This is a genomic window from Conexibacter stalactiti (genome assembly GCF_033542075.1).
In the GTDB taxonomy this organism is placed as follows: domain Bacteria; phylum Actinomycetota; class Thermoleophilia; order Solirubrobacterales; family Solirubrobacteraceae; genus Conexibacter; species Conexibacter stalactiti.
Genome location: NZ_JAWSTH010000061.1, coordinates 20,462 through 38,369, shown reverse-complemented (window position 1 = coordinate 38,369; position 17,908 = coordinate 20,462). Strand labels below are relative to the sequence as shown.

General features: G+C 73.0%; 19 protein-coding genes. 8 read left to right on the top strand and 11 right to left on the bottom strand.

Annotated features, from left to right (window positions below; genetic code table 11):
• A partial coding sequence (locus tag R7226_RS20150) for a winged helix-turn-helix domain-containing protein (RefSeq protein WP_318599105.1) occupies nt 1–261 on the bottom strand: 261 nt, incomplete at its 3' end.
• Between the two features lie 100 nt (nt 262–361).
• On the opposite strand from R7226_RS20150, the gene R7226_RS20145 reads away from it, so the two are divergent.
• Complete coding sequence (locus R7226_RS20145; RefSeq protein ID WP_318599104.1) at nt 362–1,561, top strand: NAD(P)-binding protein; 1,200 nt, start codon at nt 362–364, stop codon at nt 1,559–1,561.
• Between the two features lie 3 nt (nt 1,562–1,564).
• Here the strand turns inward: R7226_RS20145 and R7226_RS20140 are convergent, their stop codons facing one another.
• Complete coding sequence (locus tag R7226_RS20140) at nt 1,565–2,494, bottom strand: class I SAM-dependent methyltransferase (protein WP_318599103.1); 930 nt, start codon at nt 2,492–2,494, stop codon at nt 1,565–1,567.
• Between the two features lie 30 nt (nt 2,495–2,524).
• Here R7226_RS20140 and R7226_RS20135 point away from each other — a divergent pair, with 30 nt between their 5' ends.
• The 3 genes from R7226_RS20135 (at nt 2,525) to R7226_RS20125 (ending at nt 6,084) form a co-directional block, all read left to right on the top strand.
• Nucleotides 2,525–3,298: a class I SAM-dependent methyltransferase gene (locus R7226_RS20135; RefSeq protein ID WP_318599102.1), complete on the top strand. Its 774-nt coding sequence runs from the start codon at nt 2,525–2,527 to the stop codon at nt 3,296–3,298.
• Nucleotides 3,298–4,797: a 1,4-alpha-glucan branching protein domain-containing protein gene (locus R7226_RS20130; RefSeq protein ID WP_318599101.1), complete on the top strand. Its 1,500-nt coding sequence runs from the start codon at nt 3,298–3,300 to the stop codon at nt 4,795–4,797. Before R7226_RS20135 ends, R7226_RS20130 begins: the two co-directional genes overlap by 1 nt.
• 96 nt (nt 4,798–4,893) lie before the next feature.
• Complete coding sequence (locus R7226_RS20125) at nt 4,894–6,084, top strand: glycosyltransferase family 4 protein (RefSeq protein WP_318599100.1); 1,191 nt, start codon at nt 4,894–4,896, stop codon at nt 6,082–6,084.
• Nucleotides 6,085–6,092: 8 nt separating this feature from the next.
• Here the strand turns inward: R7226_RS20125 and R7226_RS20120 are convergent, their stop codons facing one another.
• The 4 genes from R7226_RS20120 to R7226_RS20105 all read right to left on the bottom strand — a co-directional run bounded on the left by R7226_RS20120 (nt 6,093) and on the right by R7226_RS20105 (nt 9,954).
• A complete protein-coding gene (locus tag R7226_RS20120; protein ID WP_318599099.1) occupies nt 6,093–7,469 on the bottom strand; it encodes a hypothetical protein in 1,377 nt (458 codons plus the stop codon).
• 91 nt (nt 7,470–7,560) lie between these two features.
• Nucleotides 7,561–8,379: an ABC transporter permease gene (locus tag R7226_RS20115; RefSeq protein WP_318599098.1), complete on the bottom strand. Its 819-nt coding sequence runs from the start codon at nt 8,377–8,379 to the stop codon at nt 7,561–7,563.
• Nucleotides 8,376–9,272, bottom strand: coding sequence for an ABC transporter ATP-binding protein (locus R7226_RS20110; RefSeq protein WP_318599097.1), 897 nt, complete (start codon nt 9,270–9,272; stop codon nt 8,376–8,378). Before R7226_RS20110 ends, R7226_RS20115 begins: the two co-directional genes overlap by 4 nt.
• Nucleotide 9,273: 1 nt before the next feature.
• Nucleotides 9,274–9,954, bottom strand: a complete 681-nt coding sequence (locus tag R7226_RS20105) for an acyltransferase (protein WP_318599096.1) — start codon at nt 9,952–9,954, stop codon at nt 9,274–9,276.
• A 93-nt stretch (nt 9,955–10,047) separates the two neighbouring features.
• On the opposite strand from R7226_RS20105, the gene meaB reads away from it, so the two are divergent.
• Nucleotides 10,048–11,037 carry a methylmalonyl Co-A mutase-associated GTPase MeaB gene (gene meaB, locus R7226_RS20100; protein WP_318599095.1) on the top strand — a complete coding sequence of 330 codons (990 nt, stop codon included), beginning with the start codon at nt 10,048–10,050 and terminating at the stop codon, nt 11,035–11,037.
• Here the strand turns inward: meaB and R7226_RS20095 are convergent.
• Together R7226_RS20095 and R7226_RS20090 are read right to left on the bottom strand one after the other, a co-directional pair.
• The gene (locus R7226_RS20095) at nt 11,006–11,425 is read right to left on the bottom strand and encodes a type II toxin-antitoxin system VapC family toxin (protein WP_404827881.1); all 420 of its coding nucleotides are present in this window, start codon (nt 11,423–11,425) and stop codon (nt 11,006–11,008) included. The genes meaB and R7226_RS20095 overlap by 32 nt on opposite strands.
• Complete coding sequence (locus R7226_RS20090) at nt 11,412–11,696, bottom strand: FitA-like ribbon-helix-helix domain-containing protein (RefSeq protein WP_318599093.1); 285 nt, start codon at nt 11,694–11,696, stop codon at nt 11,412–11,414. The genes R7226_RS20095 and R7226_RS20090 overlap by 14 nt, the downstream gene beginning before the upstream one ends.
• A gap of 107 nt (nt 11,697–11,803) precedes the next feature.
• Here R7226_RS20090 and R7226_RS20085 point away from each other — a divergent pair, with 107 nt between their 5' ends.
• Complete coding sequence (locus R7226_RS20085; RefSeq protein WP_318599092.1) at nt 11,804–12,688, top strand: MurR/RpiR family transcriptional regulator; 885 nt, start codon at nt 11,804–11,806, stop codon at nt 12,686–12,688.
• Here the strand turns inward: R7226_RS20085 and R7226_RS20080 are convergent.
• The 3 genes from R7226_RS20080 to R7226_RS20070 are packed head-to-tail and all read right to left on the bottom strand — an operon-like array spanning nt 12,685 to nt 15,919.
• The gene (locus R7226_RS20080; protein ID WP_318599091.1) at nt 12,685–13,830 is read right to left on the bottom strand and encodes an acyl-CoA dehydrogenase family protein; all 1,146 of its coding nucleotides are present in this window, start codon (nt 13,828–13,830) and stop codon (nt 12,685–12,687) included. The two genes, R7226_RS20085 and R7226_RS20080, sit on opposite strands and share 4 nt — an antisense overlap.
• Complete coding sequence (locus tag R7226_RS20075; RefSeq protein ID WP_318599090.1) at nt 13,827–14,627, bottom strand: HAD family hydrolase; 801 nt, start codon at nt 14,625–14,627, stop codon at nt 13,827–13,829. Before R7226_RS20075 ends, R7226_RS20080 begins: the two co-directional genes overlap by 4 nt.
• Nucleotides 14,628–14,668: 41 nt before the next feature.
• A complete protein-coding gene (locus tag R7226_RS20070) occupies nt 14,669–15,919 on the bottom strand; it encodes an acetyl-CoA C-acetyltransferase (protein ID WP_404827880.1) in 1,251 nt (416 codons plus the stop codon).
• A 15-nt stretch (nt 15,920–15,934) separates the two neighbouring features.
• Between R7226_RS20070 and R7226_RS20065 the strand changes: the two genes are divergently transcribed.
• Together R7226_RS20065 and R7226_RS20060 are read left to right on the top strand one after the other, a co-directional pair.
• Entirely contained in the window at nt 15,935–17,374 is a 1,440-nt protein-coding gene (locus R7226_RS20065; protein ID WP_318599088.1) for a leucyl aminopeptidase family protein, read from the top strand.
• 89 nt (nt 17,375–17,463) lie between these two features.
• Nucleotides 17,464–17,874, top strand: a complete 411-nt coding sequence (locus R7226_RS20060) for a cobalamin B12-binding domain-containing protein (protein ID WP_318599087.1) — start codon at nt 17,464–17,466, stop codon at nt 17,872–17,874.
• Nucleotides 17,875–17,908 lie beyond the last annotated feature (34 nt).

The following is a 17,908-nucleotide window of genomic DNA, read 5'->3' as shown; positions in this document are numbered from 1 at the left end:
GGTCCGCGGCGCGGCGGCGACGGCGGTGCCGGCGCCGCGGCGGGTCGCGAGGTAGCCCTCGGCGGTCAGCTGCGCGTACGCCTCGACGACGACCCCGCGCGAGACGGCGAGCTGCTGCGCCAGCTCGCGCGTCGCCGGCAGCCGCGTGCCGGGCCGCAGGCGGCCGTCGCGGATCCGCTCCCGCAGCTGCTGCTCGACCTGCGCGTGCAGCGGCGTCGCCCCAGCGCCGCCGCGGCGGTCGAGCGTCAGCAGCAGCTCCACGTGTGGTCCTCTTGAGCGTCGGTCGATTGGCCCTGTCGGAAGGTCCGCATCGGTCGTACCGTACCGCTGGCATCGATCAGACCAAAACCTGGAGGGCGACATGGCTGATACGGATGAGATCACCGTCATCGGGGGCGGGATCGCGGGCCTGGTGGCGAGCATCGCGTGCGCCGAGGGCGGCGCGCCGGTGCGGCTGCTTGAGGCGCACGACCAGCTCGGCGGGCGGGCGCGCACCGCCGACGGGCCGTACCGCACGAACTTCGGACCGCACGCGCTCTACCTCAACGGCACCCTCGTGCCGTTCCTGCGCGAGCGCGGGCTGATGCCGCCGGTCGTCAGCCCGGCGATGAGCGGCCTCCGCTACCACCGCGGCGGAACGGTGCGGCGGACGCCGCCGGCTGCCTTCGCGCGCGCCGTCGTGCGCATGTGGCCGGTGCGCGAGGCGCCGCACGACCGCTCCTTCCGCGACTGGGCGAGCGACCGCGTCGGCGCCGACGGGGCCGACATGCTCTCGCGCGCGGCCGGCGTCTTCACCTTCCACCACGACCCCGGCGAGCTGTCGGCGGCGTTCGTGTGGGAGCGCTGGCGCCAGTCGCTGCTCGACCAGCCGTCGAAGGCGCGCTTCCCGGTCGGCGGCTGGAGCGCCGTGGTGGAGCGGCTGGAGGCGGCCGCCCGCGAGCGCGGCGTGCGGATCGAGACCGGCGTGCGCGTCACCGAGCCGCCGCCGGCGCCGGCGATCGTCGCGCTCGAGCTGAGCGACGCGCGCACGCTGCTCGGCGACGAGCGGCTCACCTGGCCGAGCGCCCGCGCGCTGATGCTCGACCTCGGACTGCGAACCCGGTCCCGCCCAACCGACGCATGGGTGATCTGGGACCTCGACGGCTCCGGCTGGGTCGAGCGCTACACGGCCAAGGACACGACGCTCGCGCCGGACGGCGAGCAGCTGGTGCAGGCGCAGATCGGGATGCGGCCGGGCGAGTCGCCGGAGGCGGCCGAGGAGCGCCTCGGCGCGGTGCTCGACGGTGGTCTGCGCGACTGGCGCGACCGCGTGACGTTCCGCCGCCGCAGCGTCTTCGACGGCCGCAGCGGCGCGCTCGACCTGCCCGGCACGAGCTGGCAGGACCGCCCCGCGGTCGACCGCGGCGGCGGTATCTTCCTCGCCGGCGACGCGGTCGCGGCGCCCGGCCTGCTGAGCGACCCGTCCGTCACGACCGCGCTGGAGGCGGCGCGCGGCGCGCTCGCGTGGGCGGGCGTCGACGCGGGCGCGACGAGCGCGAGCGCGGCGGTCGCGAGCGGGTAGGCGCTAGGCCGGCTTGCGCGCGGCGATCAGCAGGTTGTAGAAGATCGCCGCGGGCAGGCGACCCTCGAGCAGCGTCTCGTCGAGCTTCTGGAAGGCGAGGTAGCCGCGATAGGCGTACTGCCGCCAGCCCCACGGCACGTCCTGGGGCTCGGCGGTCGCCTCCAGCACGCGGTTGGTCCAGCCGAACCAGTTCGCCGTCAGCTCCTCGCCGCGCACGTCGACGTCGGCGAAGCCGGCCGCGCGCGCGACGTCGGCGAGATCGCCGGGGGAGAAGGCGTGGATGTCGACGAACTGCTCCAGCCTGTGGTCCTCGTGGTGGCCCTGCGAGCCGCCGTGGCCGTTGCCGAGCGCTCCCGCCGGGCGCGCTCTCATGACCCAGCGCCAGGCCGGCGCGACCGCGCCCGCTCCGCGCTTGGGGATCTGCGCGATGCGGTCGCCGTAGCGCGACGGCTCGCCCGCGAAGACGACCGTTCCGCCCGGTCTCAGCACGCGCTCGAACTCGCGGAACGCCTGCGCCAGGTCGGGCAGGTGATGGAGCACGGCGTGACCGAGCACGAGGTCGAAGGAGGCGTCCTCGAACGGCAGCGTCTCGGCGCCGGTGACGACCGTCTCGACGTCGAGCCCGAGCCGCTGCGCGTTGCCGCGCAGCGTTTCGATCATGCCCGGCGAGATGTCGGTGCAGGTCGCCTTGCCGATCACGCCCGCCTGCAGCAGGTTGAGCGAGAAGTAGCCGGTCCCGGAGCCGATCTCCAGCGCGTGCTCGAAGCCTTCGTCGAGGCGCTTGCCGAGCACCTTGCGCAGCTTCATCAGCACCTGCTGCTGGCCGGGTTCGCCGAAGTCGATGCCCCACTTGGCGTCGTAGCTGTCGGCGGCGACGTCGTGGTACTTCTCGTTGACGACGCGGATGTCCTCGGCGGTGCTTGGAGCCTCCATAGGCCGCGGGAGTCTACGCTGTCGCTCTTCATGGAGACCGCATACGTTCAGTCGAACCAGCCCGAGGGCGTGCCGCCGCTTTCGCTCACCGGCGAGCGCACGCTGCCCGACGTGCCGGAGGAGAACTACTGGTACCGCCGGCACCTCGCGGTCTACGAGTGGATCGCCGCGCAGACGCGCGACCTGCGGGTGGTCGACATGGCCTGCGGCGAGGGCTACGGCAGCGAGGTGCTGTCGCGCACGGCCCGCAGCGTCGTCGGCGTCGACGCCAACCCGGAGGCGCACGAGCACGCGCGGCTGCGCTACGTCGCGCCGCACCTGCGCTTCGCGCGCGACCTCGTCGAGCGCTTCGCGGAGGAGTGCGACGCGGTCGTCTTCCTGCAGACGATCGAGCACGTGCAGAACCCGGGCGAGATCCTCGAGCACTTCAAGGCGATGCTGGCGCCGGGCGGGGCCGCCTTCATATCGACGCCGAACCTGCTGACGCTCGCGCCCGAGGGGGCGGAGAAGTCCGACAACCCATGGCACGTGAAGGAGTACCGCGCCGAGGAGTTCCGCGCGCTCTGCGCCGCGCACTTCCCGCAGGTCGAGCTGCACGGCCTCTTCCATGCGCGCAAGCTGCGGGTGCACGAGCTGGCGATCAGACGGCTCGGCTGGGACGCCGTGCACAAGCGGCTCGGCGTCACGAGAGCGTTCTACGACCGCTTCACGCCGGCGATCGCGGCGAGCGACTTCGCGCTGCGCCGCGGCGACGACCACGCGCTCGCCGGCGCGCTCGACTTCGTCGCCGTCTGCCGCACCTGATGGCGGCGGCGAGCGACCGCGGCGAGCTGGCGCTCGTCCTCCACACGCACATGCCGTACGTCGAGGGCTACGGCACGTGGCCGTTCGGCGAGGAGTGGCTGTGGGAGGCGATCGCGACCTGCTATCTGCCGCTGCTGGAGCTGCTCGACCGCCGCGGCGGCGACGTGACGCTGTCGCTGACGCCGGTGCTCGCCGACCAGCTCGCCGCGCCGGGTCTCGCCGACCGCTTCGCCGCCTTCCTGCGCGACGTGCGCCGCGAGACGCACCGGATCGACGTCGCCGGCTGCCGCGAGGCCGGGCGCGAGGAGTGGGCGGCCGAGCTGGAGCGCGCCGCCGGCGACTACGAACGCGCGCTGGCGCGCGTGGAGGCGCTGGAGCGCGACGGCCGCGGCCTGCTCGGCGCCTTCGCGCCGCATGCCGCCTGGACCTCGTCGGCGACCCACGCGGTGCTGCCGCTGCTGGCGACCGACGCCGGCGTGCGCCTGCAGCTGGAGACGGGGATCGCGTCGCACCGGGCGCGCTTCGACGGTCCCGCGCGCCCGGCCGGCGGCCCGCCCGCGGCCGGCGCCGCCCCCGCGAACCCCGCGCACGAATGGCGCGGCGGCTTCTGGCTGCCGGAGTGCGGTCACGCGCCGTGGCTCGATCCGCTGCTGGAGGAGGCCGGCGTCCACGCCGTCTGCGTCGACCTGACCGACGTGCTCGGGCGCGGCTCGACGGCGCAGCTGGCGCCGCTGCAGAGCGCCGACGGCCCGCTGCTGGTGCCGATAGACCGCGCGACGATGGAGCTGGTCTGGAGCGACGACGGCTATCCGGCGCACGGCCTCTACCGCGACTACCACGCCTTCACGGTCCATCACCATCGCGTCTGGTCCAACGCGGGGGAGACCTACGACCCCGCGGCGGCGCGCGCCCAGGCGCGTCGCGACGCCGCCGACTTCGTCGCGCGCACGATCGCCCGCCTCGACGCCGGCGCCGCCGCCCTCGGCCGTCCGGCGCTGGCCGTCTGCGCCGTCGACACCGAGCTGCTCGGCCACTGGTGGTACGAGGGGATCGACTGGCTGGAGGCGGTGCTCGACGAAGCCGCCGCGCAGGGCCTGCGGATCGCCCACCTCGACGACGCGCTCCAGCGCCACCCGGCGGTCCCCGTCGCCGAGGCGCTCGCCGCCGACCTCCCGACCACCACCTGGGGCACGCCGCGCGACCTCTCGACCTGGGACGCGCCGCGCGTCGCCGACCTCGCCTGGCAGGCGCGCGCGCTGGAGCTGCGCACGCTCGGCGGCACCGCCGCGCAGACGCCCCCGAGCCCGCGCGCGCTGCGCGAGCTGCTGGCCGTGCAGGCGAGCGACTGGGCCTTCCAGGTCACCCGCGAGCTGGCCGGCCCCTACCCGCGCGAGCGCGCCGCCGGGCACGCCGCGGCACTGGAGGCGGCGCTCGCCGCCGGGGCCGATCCGCGCGACGACGGCGCCGTCCGCAACCTCGCCCCGCACTTGCCGCGCTGACCGCCGCGGCGGCGATCTGAACCCGGTGGCGTCCGGGCCGACCTGCTGCACTAGACTCCTCGCCGCCGGCTTCCCCTGGCCGGCGAGCCAGTCCGCATGGCAGCCACCCGCGTCCTCATCCTCTCCTGGGAGTACCCACCGCTGATCGAGGGTGGGCTCGCGCGGCATGTCCGCAAGCTCTCCGAGCAGCTCGTGGCGCGCGGCGTCGAGGTGCACGTGCTGACGCGCGGCGACGCGCGCGGCCTCGCCGAGCAGGAGATGGACGGCGTCTTCGTGCACCGCGTCAGCGAGCCGCGCAAGCCGGCCGACCTCGACGAGTTCGTCAGCTGGATCGAGCAGATGAACGGCGACATGGTCGCGGCCGGGCTGGAGCTGGGCGCGCGGATGACCTTCGACCTCGTCCACGGCCACGACTGGCTGGTCGCGCAGGCCGGCGACGAGCTGTCGCGCCGGCTGCGCACGCCGTGGGTCGTGACGATCCACGCGACCGAATACGGGCGCCACCAGGGCTGGGTCGACAAGCACCCGCAGTCGCACATCCACGGCGTCGAGACGTGGATGGCGAACAAGGCCGACGCGGTCATCACCTGCTCGCACTACATGCGCGACCACGTCTCCGACATCTACGGCCTCGACGATCAGCGCGTGGCGGTGATCCCGAACGGGATCGACCCGCTCGACCTGCAGCCGGTCGAGGACCTCGACGCGCTGCGCGGGCGCTTCGCGCAGCCGCACGAGCGGCTCGTGCTGCTGGTCGGCCGGCTCGTCTACGAGAAGGGCTTCCAGATCGCGCTGGAGGCGCTGCCGGGCGTGATCGAGCGACTCGGCGACGTGCGCTTCCTCGTCGCCGGCTCCGGCACCGCGGAGACCGAGCTGCGCGAGCAGGCCGACAAGCTCGGCCTGCTGGAGCACGGCACCTTTCTCGGCTGGATCGGCGACGACGTGCTGCACTCGCTCTACCGGATCGCCGACCTGACGGTCGTGCCGAGCATCTACGAGCCGTTCGGCCTCGTGGCGCTCGAGGCGATGGCGTCGGGCTGCCCGACGATCGTCGCCGACACCGGCGGCCTGCGCGAGGTCGTCCCGAACGAGAACGTCGGCCTGCGCTTCCGCTCGCGCGACCCCGGCTCGCTGGCGGCGATGATGGAGCGCGTGCTGTCCGACGAGCCGCTGCGCGAGCAGCTGATCGCCGAGGCGAGCGAGCACGTGCTCAGCTTCGACTGGGCCGACATCGCGCGCCAGACGGCCGAGGTCTACGGCGAGCTGCGCCGCGGCCTCGCCGTCTGAACTGGCGACTACCGCTTCAACGTGACCGTCAGGCGCAGCGACCCCGTCGCGCCGCTGCCGTACGTCGCTCTGCCGGCGACGGTCAGCACGACGCTCTTCTGCTTCGCGAGCGCCTTCGCGAGCGCGCGCGACAGCGTCAGTCTCACCGTCACTCTGCCGTTGCCGGCGACGGTCGCGCTCGCGACTCTCGTCGACTTCAGCTTCAGCTTCTTCGCGAGCGCTCTCGGCAGCGTGGCCGTCAGCGTCACTCTGCAGGCGCCGTCGCAGGTGACCGGCAGCGACAGCGTGCGCTGCTTGGCGAGCGCGCCCAGCTTCGGCGCTCTGGCCGGGGCCGCAAGTCTCGGCGCCGTGAGCACCGGCGGTCTCTCGACCGGCGGTCTCGGCGGGTCATACGGCGGCGGGGGCGGCGGAGGCGGCGGCGGGGGCGGCGGGGGCGGAGGCGGTGGCGAGTTGCCGGGCCCGAAGTCGGGACCTCTGCCGCCGGCGATCAGCAGTCTCGGCGTCACGCCCGTCAGCGAGCAGTCGGCGTTGACCTTCGCCGACCAGATCCCGTCGGCCTCCTCCCACACCAGCTGCGTGCCGTCGGGCGCGAACGAGGGGTCGGCGAACTCGCCGGCCGGTCCGTTGAGCTCGAAGCAGCCGGCCGGTCTCGTGCCGGGGATCCCGCCGGCCGTTCTGTAGACGAAGATCTTCTCCTTCGGCGGCGTGCCGCCGTTGTCGGCGGCGACGGTGAAGGCGATCTTCGAGCCGTCGCGCGTCGCGGTGGCGTCGAACAGGTCGATGCCGGCGCCGCCGCTGAACCAGTAGGCCGGGCCCTCGGCGGTGACCGACAGCGCCGACCAGGTCGCCACGCGGGCGATGTCGTCGCGCGCGACCAGCTTGTTGTCGTCGACCCAGCTGCCCTCGAGGTCGTTCTGCATGTAGCCGAGGTCGTGCAGTCTGGTCTCTCTGGCGGTCCAGGCGAGCTGGCCGCCCTCGCCCCACTGTCTGAATTCGCACTGAATCTGCACGAGCGGGCAGGGGGTCGTGTCGACTCTGTGCTGGTAGTTCCAGGTGTAGAGCACCTTCGTCCCGTCGGGCGAGACGTCGATGTCGCGCGGCAGCCCCCAGTTGGAGTGGTCGAGCGCGACCGTCCGCACGTCGCTGAGCACGGCGCCGGCCGCTGAGACTGCGCGGATTCTCTTGCCGTGCAGCGCGACGAGCGTGCCGTCGTCAGCCTGCGAGACGGACGTGTATCCGCCGCCGCTCGTCACCTTTCTCTGGCCGGTTCCGTCGGGATAGGCGAGCCAGAGGTCGCCGTCCTTCACGTAGGCGATCGAGCCGGCGCTGGCCGGCACGGCCGGCAGCAGCACCGCCAGCGCGGTCGCCAAGAGGATTCGTCGCATCCCGCGAAGGTATGGCCGCGTCCCGCACGCGACTTCGGAGGAACTTCCCCCGCCCTTCCCTCCAAGGTGCAGGACCGGGTCGGCGGAAGGTCTAGTCGATCAACCGCACGCGCAGCCGCCAGACCGCCACGCGCCACGTGATCAGCGCGAAGCCGACGAGGAAGGCGAGGTGGCCGAGGTCGGGCCACGGGTCGATCCCCATCACGACGAGGTCGCGCACGAGCTGGACGCAGTGGTAGAGCGGGTTGATCTGCGCGATCACCTGGATCGCGTCGGGCAGCCCGTCGATCGGGAAGAAGGTGCCGGCGATCAGGAACAGCGGCGTCAAGAGGCCGCTCTGGACGTAGCTGAAGTTGTCTATCGAGCCGGCGATCGCGGCGATCGCGACGCCGAAGCCGGCGAAGCCGGCGCCGGTGATGAAGCAGACTATGGGGACCAGCAGCGCCGTCCACTTCGGCGTCAGCCCGAAGACGATCGCGACCAGCAGCGGCGCGTTGCCGTAGACGCCGGCGCGCAGGCCGATCCAGAGGATCTCGGAGGTCGCGATCTCGTCGACGTCGACCGGCGCGGCGAGGAAGGCGTCGTACGTTCTCTGGAAGCGGTACTTGATGAAGGTCCCGAACATGGCCGGGAAGACCGACGAGAACAGCACGGCGGTGGCGACGATGCCGGTGCCGATGTACTCCTTGTAGTCGAGCCCGTTGACGGTCGAGACGAGCGCGCCGAAGCCGAAGCCGAACGCGAGCAGGTAGATCGTCGGGTCGACGATCGAGGAGAAGGTCGTCGTCTTCCAGTAGCGCGTGAAGATCGTCGCGTCGCGGCTCATCACGCCGAAGACGGCGGCCGGCTCGATCCGCCGCATGCGACGGCGCCGCTTCGGGCGCGGGACGACGGCAGCGTCGGCGCTCATTCGATCTCCTCGCCGGTCAGCATCACGAACGCATCTTCCAAGGTCGCCGCGCGGCGCTCGCCGTCGGGCAGCGCGCCGTCATGGCGCTCGGCGTGCAGGATCGCCAGCGCCGGGCCGGAGCGGCGCGTCATCCAGCCGTACTCCTCCGCCTGCTGTCTCAGCTCCGCCAGCCGCGCCGGCGGGCCGTAGACCTCGTGCACCTGCGCGCCGGCGTGCTCGCGCACCAGCTCCGACGGCTTGCCCTGCGTGACGATCTTCCCCTTCGCCATCACGGCGACGGTGTCGGCGAGCCGCTCCGCCTCCTCGATGTAGTGGGTCGACATCAGCACGGTCGTGCCCTCGCTGCGGAGGTTGTCGATCAGCGACCACAGCTCCTGGCGCACCTGCGGGTCGAGCCCGACGGTCGGCTCGTCGAGCAGCACCAGGCGCGGCCTGTGGACAAGGCCGCGCGCGATCAGCAGCCGCCGCCGCATGCCGCCGGAGAGCAGGTCGACGCGCGTGTCGGCGCGGTCGTTCAGGTTCGCTATCGAGAGCGCGCGCTCGACGGCGGCGGCGCGGTCGCTCTTCGGCACGCGGTAGAGGCGCGCGAAGACGGTCAGGATCTGGCGGCAGCTCAGCTCGACGTCGAGGTTGTCGAGCTGCGGCACGACGCCCATCTCCGCCCGCGCCTGCTTCGACGCGTCGGGCAGCGAGAAGCCGAGCACGTGGATCGTGCCCTCGTCGGCGATCGCCTGCGCGGTCAGCATCCGCATCGTCGTCGACTTGCCGGCGCCGTTGGGGCCGAGCAGGCCGAGGCAGATGCCGCTGGGGACGTCGAGGTCGAGCCCGTCGACCGCGGTCACGGTGCCGAAGCGCTTGACGACGCCGCGCAGCTCGATTGCCGATTCGCTCATGTCAGGACCATCGCATCTGGCGCGGGGCTTCGCGCCGCCGCAGCTCGCGCGCGGGCGCGCCGGCGACGACGGCGTCGGCGGCGACGTCGCGTGTGACGACCGAGCTGGTGCCGACGATCGCGTTGTCGCCGACGGTGACGCCGCGCAGCAGCGCCGCGCCGTAGCCGATCCAGACGTTGTTGCCGACGCGCACGTCGCGCTTGTAGATCCCCTGCAGGCGGATCGGCCGCTCGACCTCGACGACGCCGTGGTCGAAGTCGATCAGCATCACGCGGTCGGCGACGATGCACTCGCGTCCGATCGAGACGTGCTGGTAGGCCGAGATCGTGCACTCCTGGCCGAGCACGGTCTTCGCGCCGATCCGCACCTCGCCCTCGTGCGCGCGCACCTTCGTGCCGTGGCCGAGCCACGACCAGCGGCCGAGCACGACCTTCGCGTCCTTGCCGATCTCGAACGTGACGCCGGGGCAGACGAACGCGAGGCCGTCGGTCTGCAGGCGGCCGCGCCAGCGCAGCTTCAGCCACGCCAGCCGCGCGATCAGCAGCGCGTAGCGGTGGTTGAGCATGCCGTTGCGGCGCATGAAGCGCAGCAGCGCGCGCGGTCCACCCGAGAGGGGCGGCGGCTCTCCTCGCAGCTCGAAGGTGGGGACGTCGGCGTCGGTCGGCGCCGTCACAGGCTCCATCCTCGCGCACGTTAACAGCCGGCCGGTCGCGGCCGCCCCGCCGCCTGCGACCGGGTCCTCCCGGGTGGCTCGCCTGCCATCATCCGCGGTCGGATGGCGCCGGATGAACGAACGCTCGCCGAGCGGCTGCTGGCTGGCGACAAGCGCGCGCTCGCACGCGCGATCACGCTCGTCGAGGACGACCGTCCCGAGGGCTGGGAGCTGGTCAGAGCGGTCTACCCGCACACCGGCAGAGCGTCCGTGATCGGCTTCACGGGGCCGCCCGGCGTCGGCAAGTCGACGTTGCTGGGGGCGCTCACGAGAGCCGAGCGCGAGCGCGGCCGCACGGTCGGCGTGCTGTCGATCGACCCCTCCTCGCCGTTCACGCAGGGCGCGCTGCTGGGCGACCGCATCCGCCTCACCGAGCACTTCCTCGACCCCGGCGTCTTCATCCGCTCGATGGCCAACCGCGGCGCGCTCGGCGGGCTGTCGGAGGCGGCATTGCAGGGCGCGCTGCTGATGGACGCGGCCGGGCGCGACGTCGTCTTCGTCGAGACGGTCGGCGTCGGTCAGGCCGAGGTCGACGTGATCGACCACGCCGACACCGTCGTGCTGGCGCTGATGCCGGGCTCGGGCGACTCGATCCAGGCGCTGAAGGCCGGTGTGATGGAGATCCCCGACGTGATCGTCGTCAACAAGGCCGACCATCCGCTGACGGACACGATGGTGCGCGAGATCCGCGGCGTGCTGTCGCTGGGGCCGGCGAAGGAGGGTGCCTGGCGCGTCCCGATCATCAAGACGCAGGCCGCGCACGGGATCGGGATCGGGGAGCTGGTCGAGGCGCTCGAAAGACACCGCGAGTACATCCGCTCCGAGGGCACGTTGCTGGAGCGCCGCCGCCGCAACCTGATGAACGAGGTCGTCGCGATCGCCACCTCGCGCATGCGCCGTCAGCTGGAGGCGTCGATCCGCGAGGACCCTTCGGTGCAGGAGCTGCTCGACGAGGTCGTCGCGCGCAGACTCGACCCGGCGTCGGCGGCGGCTGAGGTGCTGGCGCGCAACGCCGAGCGCGTCAGCCCAGGCGCCACGGATCAAGCAGGCTGACGCCGGTCCCCTCGAAGTCGCGCCCGTTGCGCGTCGCGAGGGAGGCACCATGCAGGCGGCAGATCGCGGCGATCTGGGCGTCCGGGGGATCGATCGGCCGTCCGGCGCGCTCGCGCGCCGCGCGCAGCTCGCCGTGGGGAGCTGTATCGACGTCTAAGGAAAGCGCGCGGCCGTGCACCAGTTCGTCGACGAACCGTTCCAGCGCCTCGGCCAGTTCGCGCTTGCGGCGGCCGTCGTCCAGTCGCGCGATGCCGTACAGGATCTCGGCGACCGTCACGGACGTGATCACGAGGTCGCTCCACTCCTGCGCGTCGAGCCAGCGCACGACGGCCGGCTCCTGCCGTTCGCGCATCAACTCCGAGACGACGTTGGTGTCAAGGACGATCAAGGTGGTCCCACCCGGGGCCGCTGAAGTCGGGCACGCGGCGGTTGGTGATGGCATCTTCGCTTCGCGGCGGCAGCTCCAGTTCGAAACCGCCGTACTCCGCGAACAACTCGACCGCGCGGGTGCCGAATCCTCTTCTCGGCGGCTCGTCGAGCAGCGCCACGCGCAGGATCTCGCGCGCCTCAGCCTCCATCGAGCGGCCGTTCTCGGCCGCGCGCATGCGCAGTCGCCGCTTGACGTCGTCGTCGAGGTTGCGCACCGTGATCGTCGCCATGCAAGCGTTGCTAGCAACGCACTCAACACCCTAAATCGTGTATCGGGATCGCGGTTCACCCTTTCTTGACACCCACGGAACCGCGGACCGCGACAGTGGTCGGCGCGATGACCGTCCCGCGTCCGCTGCTGCCGCACCTGCGCGCTCGTCTGCCGGCGCTCGGCGCCTCCGATCGCAAGGTCGCCGAAGTCGTGCTGGCGCAGCCGGGCACGGTCGTCTTCTGGTCGGTCAGCGAGCTGGCAGACGCGGCCGGGACGGCGAAGTCGAGTGTCGTGCGCTTCTGCCAGGGACTGGGCCTGCGCGGCTTCCACGACCTCAAGCTCGTGCTCGCGCAGGAGACGGCGGTCGAGCACCGCGGCGCGGGGCCGGATGCCTCGTGGACCGGCGGCCAGCGGGCGGCGGACGGCAGTGGCGGCGCGCCAGCGCCCGACCTGCTCGGCACCGTCGTCTGGCGCGGCGTCGAGACGCTGCGCGACGCCGCCGCGACCGTCGCGCGCGACGCCTTCGACGCGACCGCGACGCGGCTGGCCCAGGCGCACACGGTCCTGCTCGCCGGCTCCGGCTCCTCCGCGCCGCTGGCGCACGACGCGGCGCAGCGGCTGCGCTCGATCGGCGTGCTGGCGGCCGCGCCATCCGACGCGCCCGGGCAGCTCGTCGCGGCCGCGCTGCTGGAGCGGGGCGACGTCTGCCTCGCGATCAGCCACAGCGGCGCGACGCGCGGCACACTCGCCGCCGTCACCGCCGCGACTGACGCCGGCGCGACGACCGCCGCGATCACCAGCTACTCGCACTCGCCGCTGACCGAGCTGTGCGACCACGTGCTCGTCGCCGGCGCCCGCGCCGCCTCGCCGCGCGTCGCCGCGCTCACCAGCCGCCTCGCCCACGTCGCCGTGCTCGACGCGCTGCTCGTCGCCGTCGCCCTCCGCGACGAGCCGCGCGCCGAAGCCGCGCTGGCGAGGACGAGCGCTGCGTTGGCGGAGCAGCGGCGCTAGCCGAGCGCGCCGCGGGCCGCTTCGCCGAGCAGCGCCCGGGCGATGACCAGCCGCTGGATCTCCGACGTGCCCTCGTAGATCTCGGTCACCTTCGCGTCGCGGTAGTAGCGCTCGGCGGGGAACTCACGCGTGTAGCCGTAGCCGCCGAGGATCTGGATCGCCTCGCCGGTCCAGTGACGCGCGACGCGCGAGGCGAAGAGCTTCGCCTGGGCGCCCTCGACCGTGTGGGGGAGACCGGTTTGCTTGAGCCGCGCGGCACGCCACGTCAGCGCGCGCGCCGCCTCGATCTCGGTCTGCATCTCGGCCAGCTTCTCCTGGATCTGGCCGAAGCGGCCGATCGGCCCGCCGAAGGCGATCCGCTCTCTCGCGTAGGTCGTGGCGACGTCGAGCGCGGCCTGCGCGATCCCGACGGCCTGCGCGGCGATCCCGATGCGGCCGCCGTCGAGCGTGCCGAGCGCGATCCGCATGCCGGCGCCGGGCGCGCCCAGCAGCTCGCCGGGCGTCGCTTCGAACGTCAGCGCCGCCGTCGAGGAGGAGTTGAGCCCGAGCTTCTCCTCCTCGCGCGCGACCGCGAGGCCGGGCGCCGGGCGCTTGACGACGTAGGCGGAGACGCGCTCGTCGGGATCGCGGGCGAAGACGATCAGCAGGTGGGCGTGCGAGCCGGTCGTGATGAACTGCTTGGCGCCGCTGATCAGCGCGCGCTCGCCGTCCGGCACCGCCCGCGTCCGCAGCGCCCCCGCGTCGGAACCGGCCTCCGGCTCGGTCAGCGCGAACGCCCCCAGCTCGTGGCCCTGCGCCAGCGGCGGCACCCAGCGGTCGATCTGCTGTGGCGTGCCGTGCGCCAGCAGCGGCAGCGTCGCGGCGCTCGTGTGCACCGCGACGGTGACGGCGACGCCGCCGTCGGCGCGCGCCAGTTCCTCCAGCGCGAGCACGTAGGAGAGGAAGTCGGTCCCGGCGCCGCCGTGCGCCTCCGGCACGCAGGCGCCCATCAGGCCCAGCTCGCCGAGCTGCGCGAAGACCTGCTTGGGGAAGGTGTGCGAGCGATCCCACTCCGCCGCCCCCGGTGCCACGACCTCGTCCGCGAAGCGGCGCGCGAGCGCGCGGATCTCGCGCTGCTCGTCGGTCAGCTCGTGCAGGCTCATCGCAGCCACCGGGTGCGCTGCGGCGGCGCCGGCGTCCGGCGGCGGCTCACCATCAGCGACCCGGCGCCGCCGAGCGCGAGCGCGCCGACCGCGGTGCCGGCGAGCGTCAGCCGCCGCCCGAGCCGCTCGAAGCGCAGCGTCTGCCAGCCCTCTTCGCGCGCGACCCGCCCCAGCTCGGCGTCGGGGTTGACCGCGACCGGATGGCCGACCGCGCGCAGCATCGGCAGGTCGGACTCCGAGTCGGAGTAGGCCCAGCACTCGGCGAGCGAGAAGCCCTCGCGCGCGGCCAGCTCGCGGATCGCCGCCGCCTTCCCCTCGCGGTAGGTGAAGGGGCCGTCGGGGCGGCCGGTGAAGACGCCGTCGAGCACCTCGGATCTGGCGCCGAGGCCGCCGTCGAAGGTCAGCACGTGCGCCAGCACCTCGGCCAGCTCGTGCGCGGCGGCGGTGACGATGTAGACCGGCCGGCCGGCGTCCTGGTGCTCGTAGGCGACGCGCAGCATCTGCGGGTAGACGCGCGGCAGGATCCCGGCGAGCACCTCGGGGCCGAGCCGCAGGATGTCGCGCACCGGCACGTCACGCAGCAACGTGAAGATCTGCTCGCGGATCGCGTCGGTGCCGGCGTCGGTCGAGCCCTTGAGGCGGAACTGCACGTTGGCCCACGCGCCGGCCGCCAGTTGGCGGCGCGTGAGGATCCCCTGACGGTAGGAGGCGCGCGCGAACTCGAAGGCCGAGGAGCCGGCCATCAGCGTGCGGTCGAGGTCGAAGAAGGCGGCGCCGCGAGCGGTGCCGCCTTCCACTACACCCGCGCCCGCGGGTGCGACGCTGTCGACCCCGTCGGTCAGGAGCGCGGGACCTCGAGGATCACGGCGTCGCCCTGGCCGCCGCCGGAGCAGATCGCGGCGACGCCGCGGCCGCCGCCGCGACGCTTCAGCTCCAGCGCCAGCGCGCCGAGTATGCGCGCGCCGGAGGCGCCGATCGGGTGACCGAGCGCGACCGCGCCGCCGTTGACGTTGACCTTGTCCTCATCGATGCCGAGCATGCGGATCGAGTTGAGGGTGACAGAGGCGAACGCCTCGTTGATCTCCCACAGGTCGATGTCGTCGGGCGTGAGGCCGGCCTTTCTGAGCGCGGCGAAGGCCGCGTTGGCCGGCGTTCTGGCGAGATAGGCGAACTCCTCGGCGACCTGCGCCTGCGCGATGATCGTCGCCAGCGGGGTCTTGCCGTTGGCGGCCGCCCAGTCGCTGGAGGCGAGCACGAGCGCGCCGGCGCCGTCGTTGACGCCCGGGGCGTTGCCGGCGGTGTGGGAGCCGTCCTTGAGGAAGATCGGCTTGAGCGCCGCGAGCGCCTCAAGCGTCGTGCCGGGACGCGGCGCCTCGTCGACCTCGACGACGGTGTCGCCCTTGCGGCCCTTGACCGTGACGGCGACGATCTCCTCCGGCAGGCGGCCCTCGTCGGTCGCCTTCAGCGCCAGCTCGTGCGAGCGAACCGACCAACGGTCCATGTCGGCGCGCGTCATCTCCAGCTCGGCCGCGACCTCGCTGGCCTCGTGCGCCATGTGCTTGCCGCTGAAGGGGTTGGTGAGGCCGTCGTTGATCATCGCGTCGAGCGCCTTGCCGTCGCCCATGCGGTAGCCGAAGCGGGCGCCCTTGAGCAGATAGGGGGCGTTCGACATCGACTCCATGCCGCCGGCGACGGCGACGTCGAGGTCGCCGGCGCGGATCGCGGCGTCGAGGATGCCGGCGGCGCGGACGCCGGAGGCGCAGACCTTGTTGATCGTCTCCGACGACACCTCCTTCGGGATCCCGCCCTTGATCTGCGCCTGGCGCGAGGGGATCTGGCCCTGTCCGGCCTGCAGGACCTGGCCGAAGACGACGTGCTGGACCTGCTCGGGCGCCACGTCGGCGCGCTCCAGCGCCGCCTCGATGGCGATGCCGCCGAGGTCGGTCGCGTCGAGCGAGGCGAGGCCGCCGCCGAGCTTGCCGATCGGCGTGCGCGCTGCGCTGAGGATCACGGTTGAGGGCATGCGTTTGATGCTAGTGCGCGACCCCGGCAACGAACCCCGCTTCGCGGATCGGCACGGCCGCCCCATGGGTAGGGTTGGCGAATGCAGATCGAAGCCACGACGCAGGCGCCGGCGGAGACCGGTGCGGACACGATCGCCGTCGGGGTCTTCGACGGCGAGGACGTCGCCCATGACGTCGCCGACGGCACGCTCCAGCGGCTGCTCGACCGCGGCGAGGCCCGTCGCGCCTTCAAGCGGCTCGCCGTCGCGCACGCGGACGACCGCCGCTACGTGATCGTCGGGCTCGGCGACCGCGCCGGCTTCAACACCGAACGCGCCCGCGTCGCGGCCGCGGCCGTGCACGGCCGCGCGCGCGAGCTGTCGGCGAGCACGCTCTGCTGGGAGGTGCCGCATCACCTCGACGACGCCCACGTCGGCGCGCTGGTCGAGGGCACCGTGCTCGCCGCCTACCGCTACGACCGCTATCGCAACCATCCCGACGACGACGGCGGGATCCAGCGGCTGGTCGTCTCGGCCCATCACCCGGTCGACGGCCCGGTCGCCTACGCGGCGGCGGTCGCGACCGCCCAGAACAGGGCGCGCGACCTCCAGAACACGCCATCCAACGAGCTGACCCCCGAGCGCCTGGCGCATCGCGCCCACGAGCTGGTCGCCGAGGTCACCGGCCTCTCGCTGGAAGTGCGCGGGGAGGAGGAGATCGCGGCGCTGGGGATGGGCGCCTTCGCCGCCGTCGCGCGCGGCTCCCACGAAGAGGCGCGGCTGATCGAGCTGAGATACGAGGGCCCGGATGCCCAGGGTCCGCTGCTGGCGCTCGTCGGCAAGGCGGTCACGTTCGACAGCGGCGGCATCTCGATCAAGCCGGCGATGAGAATGTCGGAGATGAAGTTCGACATGTCGGGCGGCGCCGCCGTGCTGGAGGCGATCGGCGCGATCGCGCGGCTGCAGCTGCCCGTGCGCGTGCTCGGCGTGATCGGCGCGACGGAGAACATGCCCAGCGGCCACGCGGCCCGGCCCGGCGACGTCGTGCGCGCGGCCAACGGCACGACGATCGAGATCGTCAACACCGACGCCGAGGGCCGTCTCGTGCTGGCCGACTGCCTCGTCCACGCGATCAACCACGGCGCCGAGCGGATCGTCGACCTGGCGACGCTGACCGGCGCGATCGTGACCACCTTCGGCACCAGCCACGCCGGCCTCTTCGCCAACGACGACGCGTGGGCCGGCGCGGTCGCGGCGGCCGGTGAGGCCAGCGGCGACCTCGTCTGGCGGCTGCCGCTGCACCCCGACTACGCCGACGCGATCAAGGGCCGTTACGCCGACATCGTCAACTCGACCGAGAACCGCAAGGCAGCCTCGATCACCGCGGCGGAGTTCCTGCGGCGGTTCGTCGGGGACGTCCCGTGGGCCCACCTCGACATCGCCGGGACGGCCAACGACACCGGCAAGCCATACGCCCCCAGCGGCGGCTCCGGCTACGGCGTCCGCCTGCTCGTCGAGCTGGCGAAGAGACTGTCCGCGTAGCTACTGCACCCACTCGCCGGTCGGCTTCCCTACTATTCGCCCCGCCGCGACGCCGTCGAACCTGAGCACGGCGCGCGGACACCCCCGAGATGTCCACAACCTCTGAGCGAAAGATCCGCGTCGTCGTCGCGAAGCCTGGCCTGGATGGCCATGATCGCGGCGCGAAGATCATCGCCCGCGCGCTGCGTGACGCGGGCATGGAGGTGATCTACACCGGCCTGCACCAGACGCCGGAGCAGATCGTGGAGACGGTCATCCAGGAGGACGCCGACGCTGTCGGCCTCTCGATCCTGTCGGGGGCGCACATGACGCTCGTGCCGCGCATCGTCGAATTGCTGCGCGCGCAGGACGTCGACGACGTGCTCGTCACGGTGGGAGGCACGATCCCCGCCGACGACATCCCTCAGCTGAAGGCTCTCGGGGTCTCCGAGGTCTTCACGCCGGGGGCGCCTACGCAGGACATCATCGACTTCATCCGCGGCTCGGTCCGCAGCGGCTGACGGGTCATCCGCCGGCACGGCGGAGCGCGTCCTG

Coding starts and splice junctions, on each gene's coding strand:
- R7226_RS20070 (WP_404827880.1), bottom strand. CDS start 15,919: ATGGGGCGGCCGTGCCGATCCGCGAAGCGGGGTTCGTTGCCGGGGTCG.
- R7226_RS20110 (WP_318599097.1), bottom strand. CDS start 9,272: ATGAGCGAATCGGCAATCGAGCTGCGCGGCGTCGTCAAGCGCTTCGGC.
- R7226_RS20080 (WP_318599091.1), bottom strand. CDS start 13,830: ATGAGCCTGCACGAGCTGACCGACGAGCAGCGCGAGATCCGCGCGCTC.
- R7226_RS20065 (WP_318599088.1), top strand. CDS start 15,935: ATGCAGATCGAAGCCACGACGCAGGCGCCGGCGGAGACCGGTGCGGAC.
- R7226_RS20105 (WP_318599096.1), bottom strand. CDS start 9,954: ATGGAGCCTGTGACGGCGCCGACCGACGCCGACGTCCCCACCTTCGAG.
- R7226_RS20120 (WP_318599099.1), bottom strand. CDS start 7,469: ATGCGACGAATCCTCTTGGCGACCGCGCTGGCGGTGCTGCTGCCGGCC.
- R7226_RS20140 (WP_318599103.1), bottom strand. CDS start 2,494: ATGGAGGCTCCAAGCACCGCCGAGGACATCCGCGTCGTCAACGAGAAG.
- R7226_RS20125 (WP_318599100.1), top strand. CDS start 4,894: ATGGCAGCCACCCGCGTCCTCATCCTCTCCTGGGAGTACCCACCGCTG.
- R7226_RS20145 (WP_318599104.1), top strand. CDS start 362: ATGGCTGATACGGATGAGATCACCGTCATCGGGGGCGGGATCGCGGGC.
- meaB (WP_318599095.1), top strand. CDS start 10,048: ATGGCGCCGGATGAACGAACGCTCGCCGAGCGGCTGCTGGCTGGCGAC.
- R7226_RS20090 (WP_318599093.1), bottom strand. CDS start 11,696: ATGGCGACGATCACGGTGCGCAACCTCGACGACGACGTCAAGCGGCGA.
- R7226_RS20085 (WP_318599092.1), top strand. CDS start 11,804: ATGACCGTCCCGCGTCCGCTGCTGCCGCACCTGCGCGCTCGTCTGCCG.
- R7226_RS20115 (WP_318599098.1), bottom strand. CDS start 8,379: ATGAGCGCCGACGCTGCCGTCGTCCCGCGCCCGAAGCGGCGCCGTCGC.
- R7226_RS20130 (WP_318599101.1), top strand. CDS start 3,298: ATGGCGGCGGCGAGCGACCGCGGCGAGCTGGCGCTCGTCCTCCACACG.
- R7226_RS20135 (WP_318599102.1), top strand. CDS start 2,525: ATGGAGACCGCATACGTTCAGTCGAACCAGCCCGAGGGCGTGCCGCCG.
- R7226_RS20060 (WP_318599087.1), top strand. CDS start 17,464: ATGTCCACAACCTCTGAGCGAAAGATCCGCGTCGTCGTCGCGAAGCCT.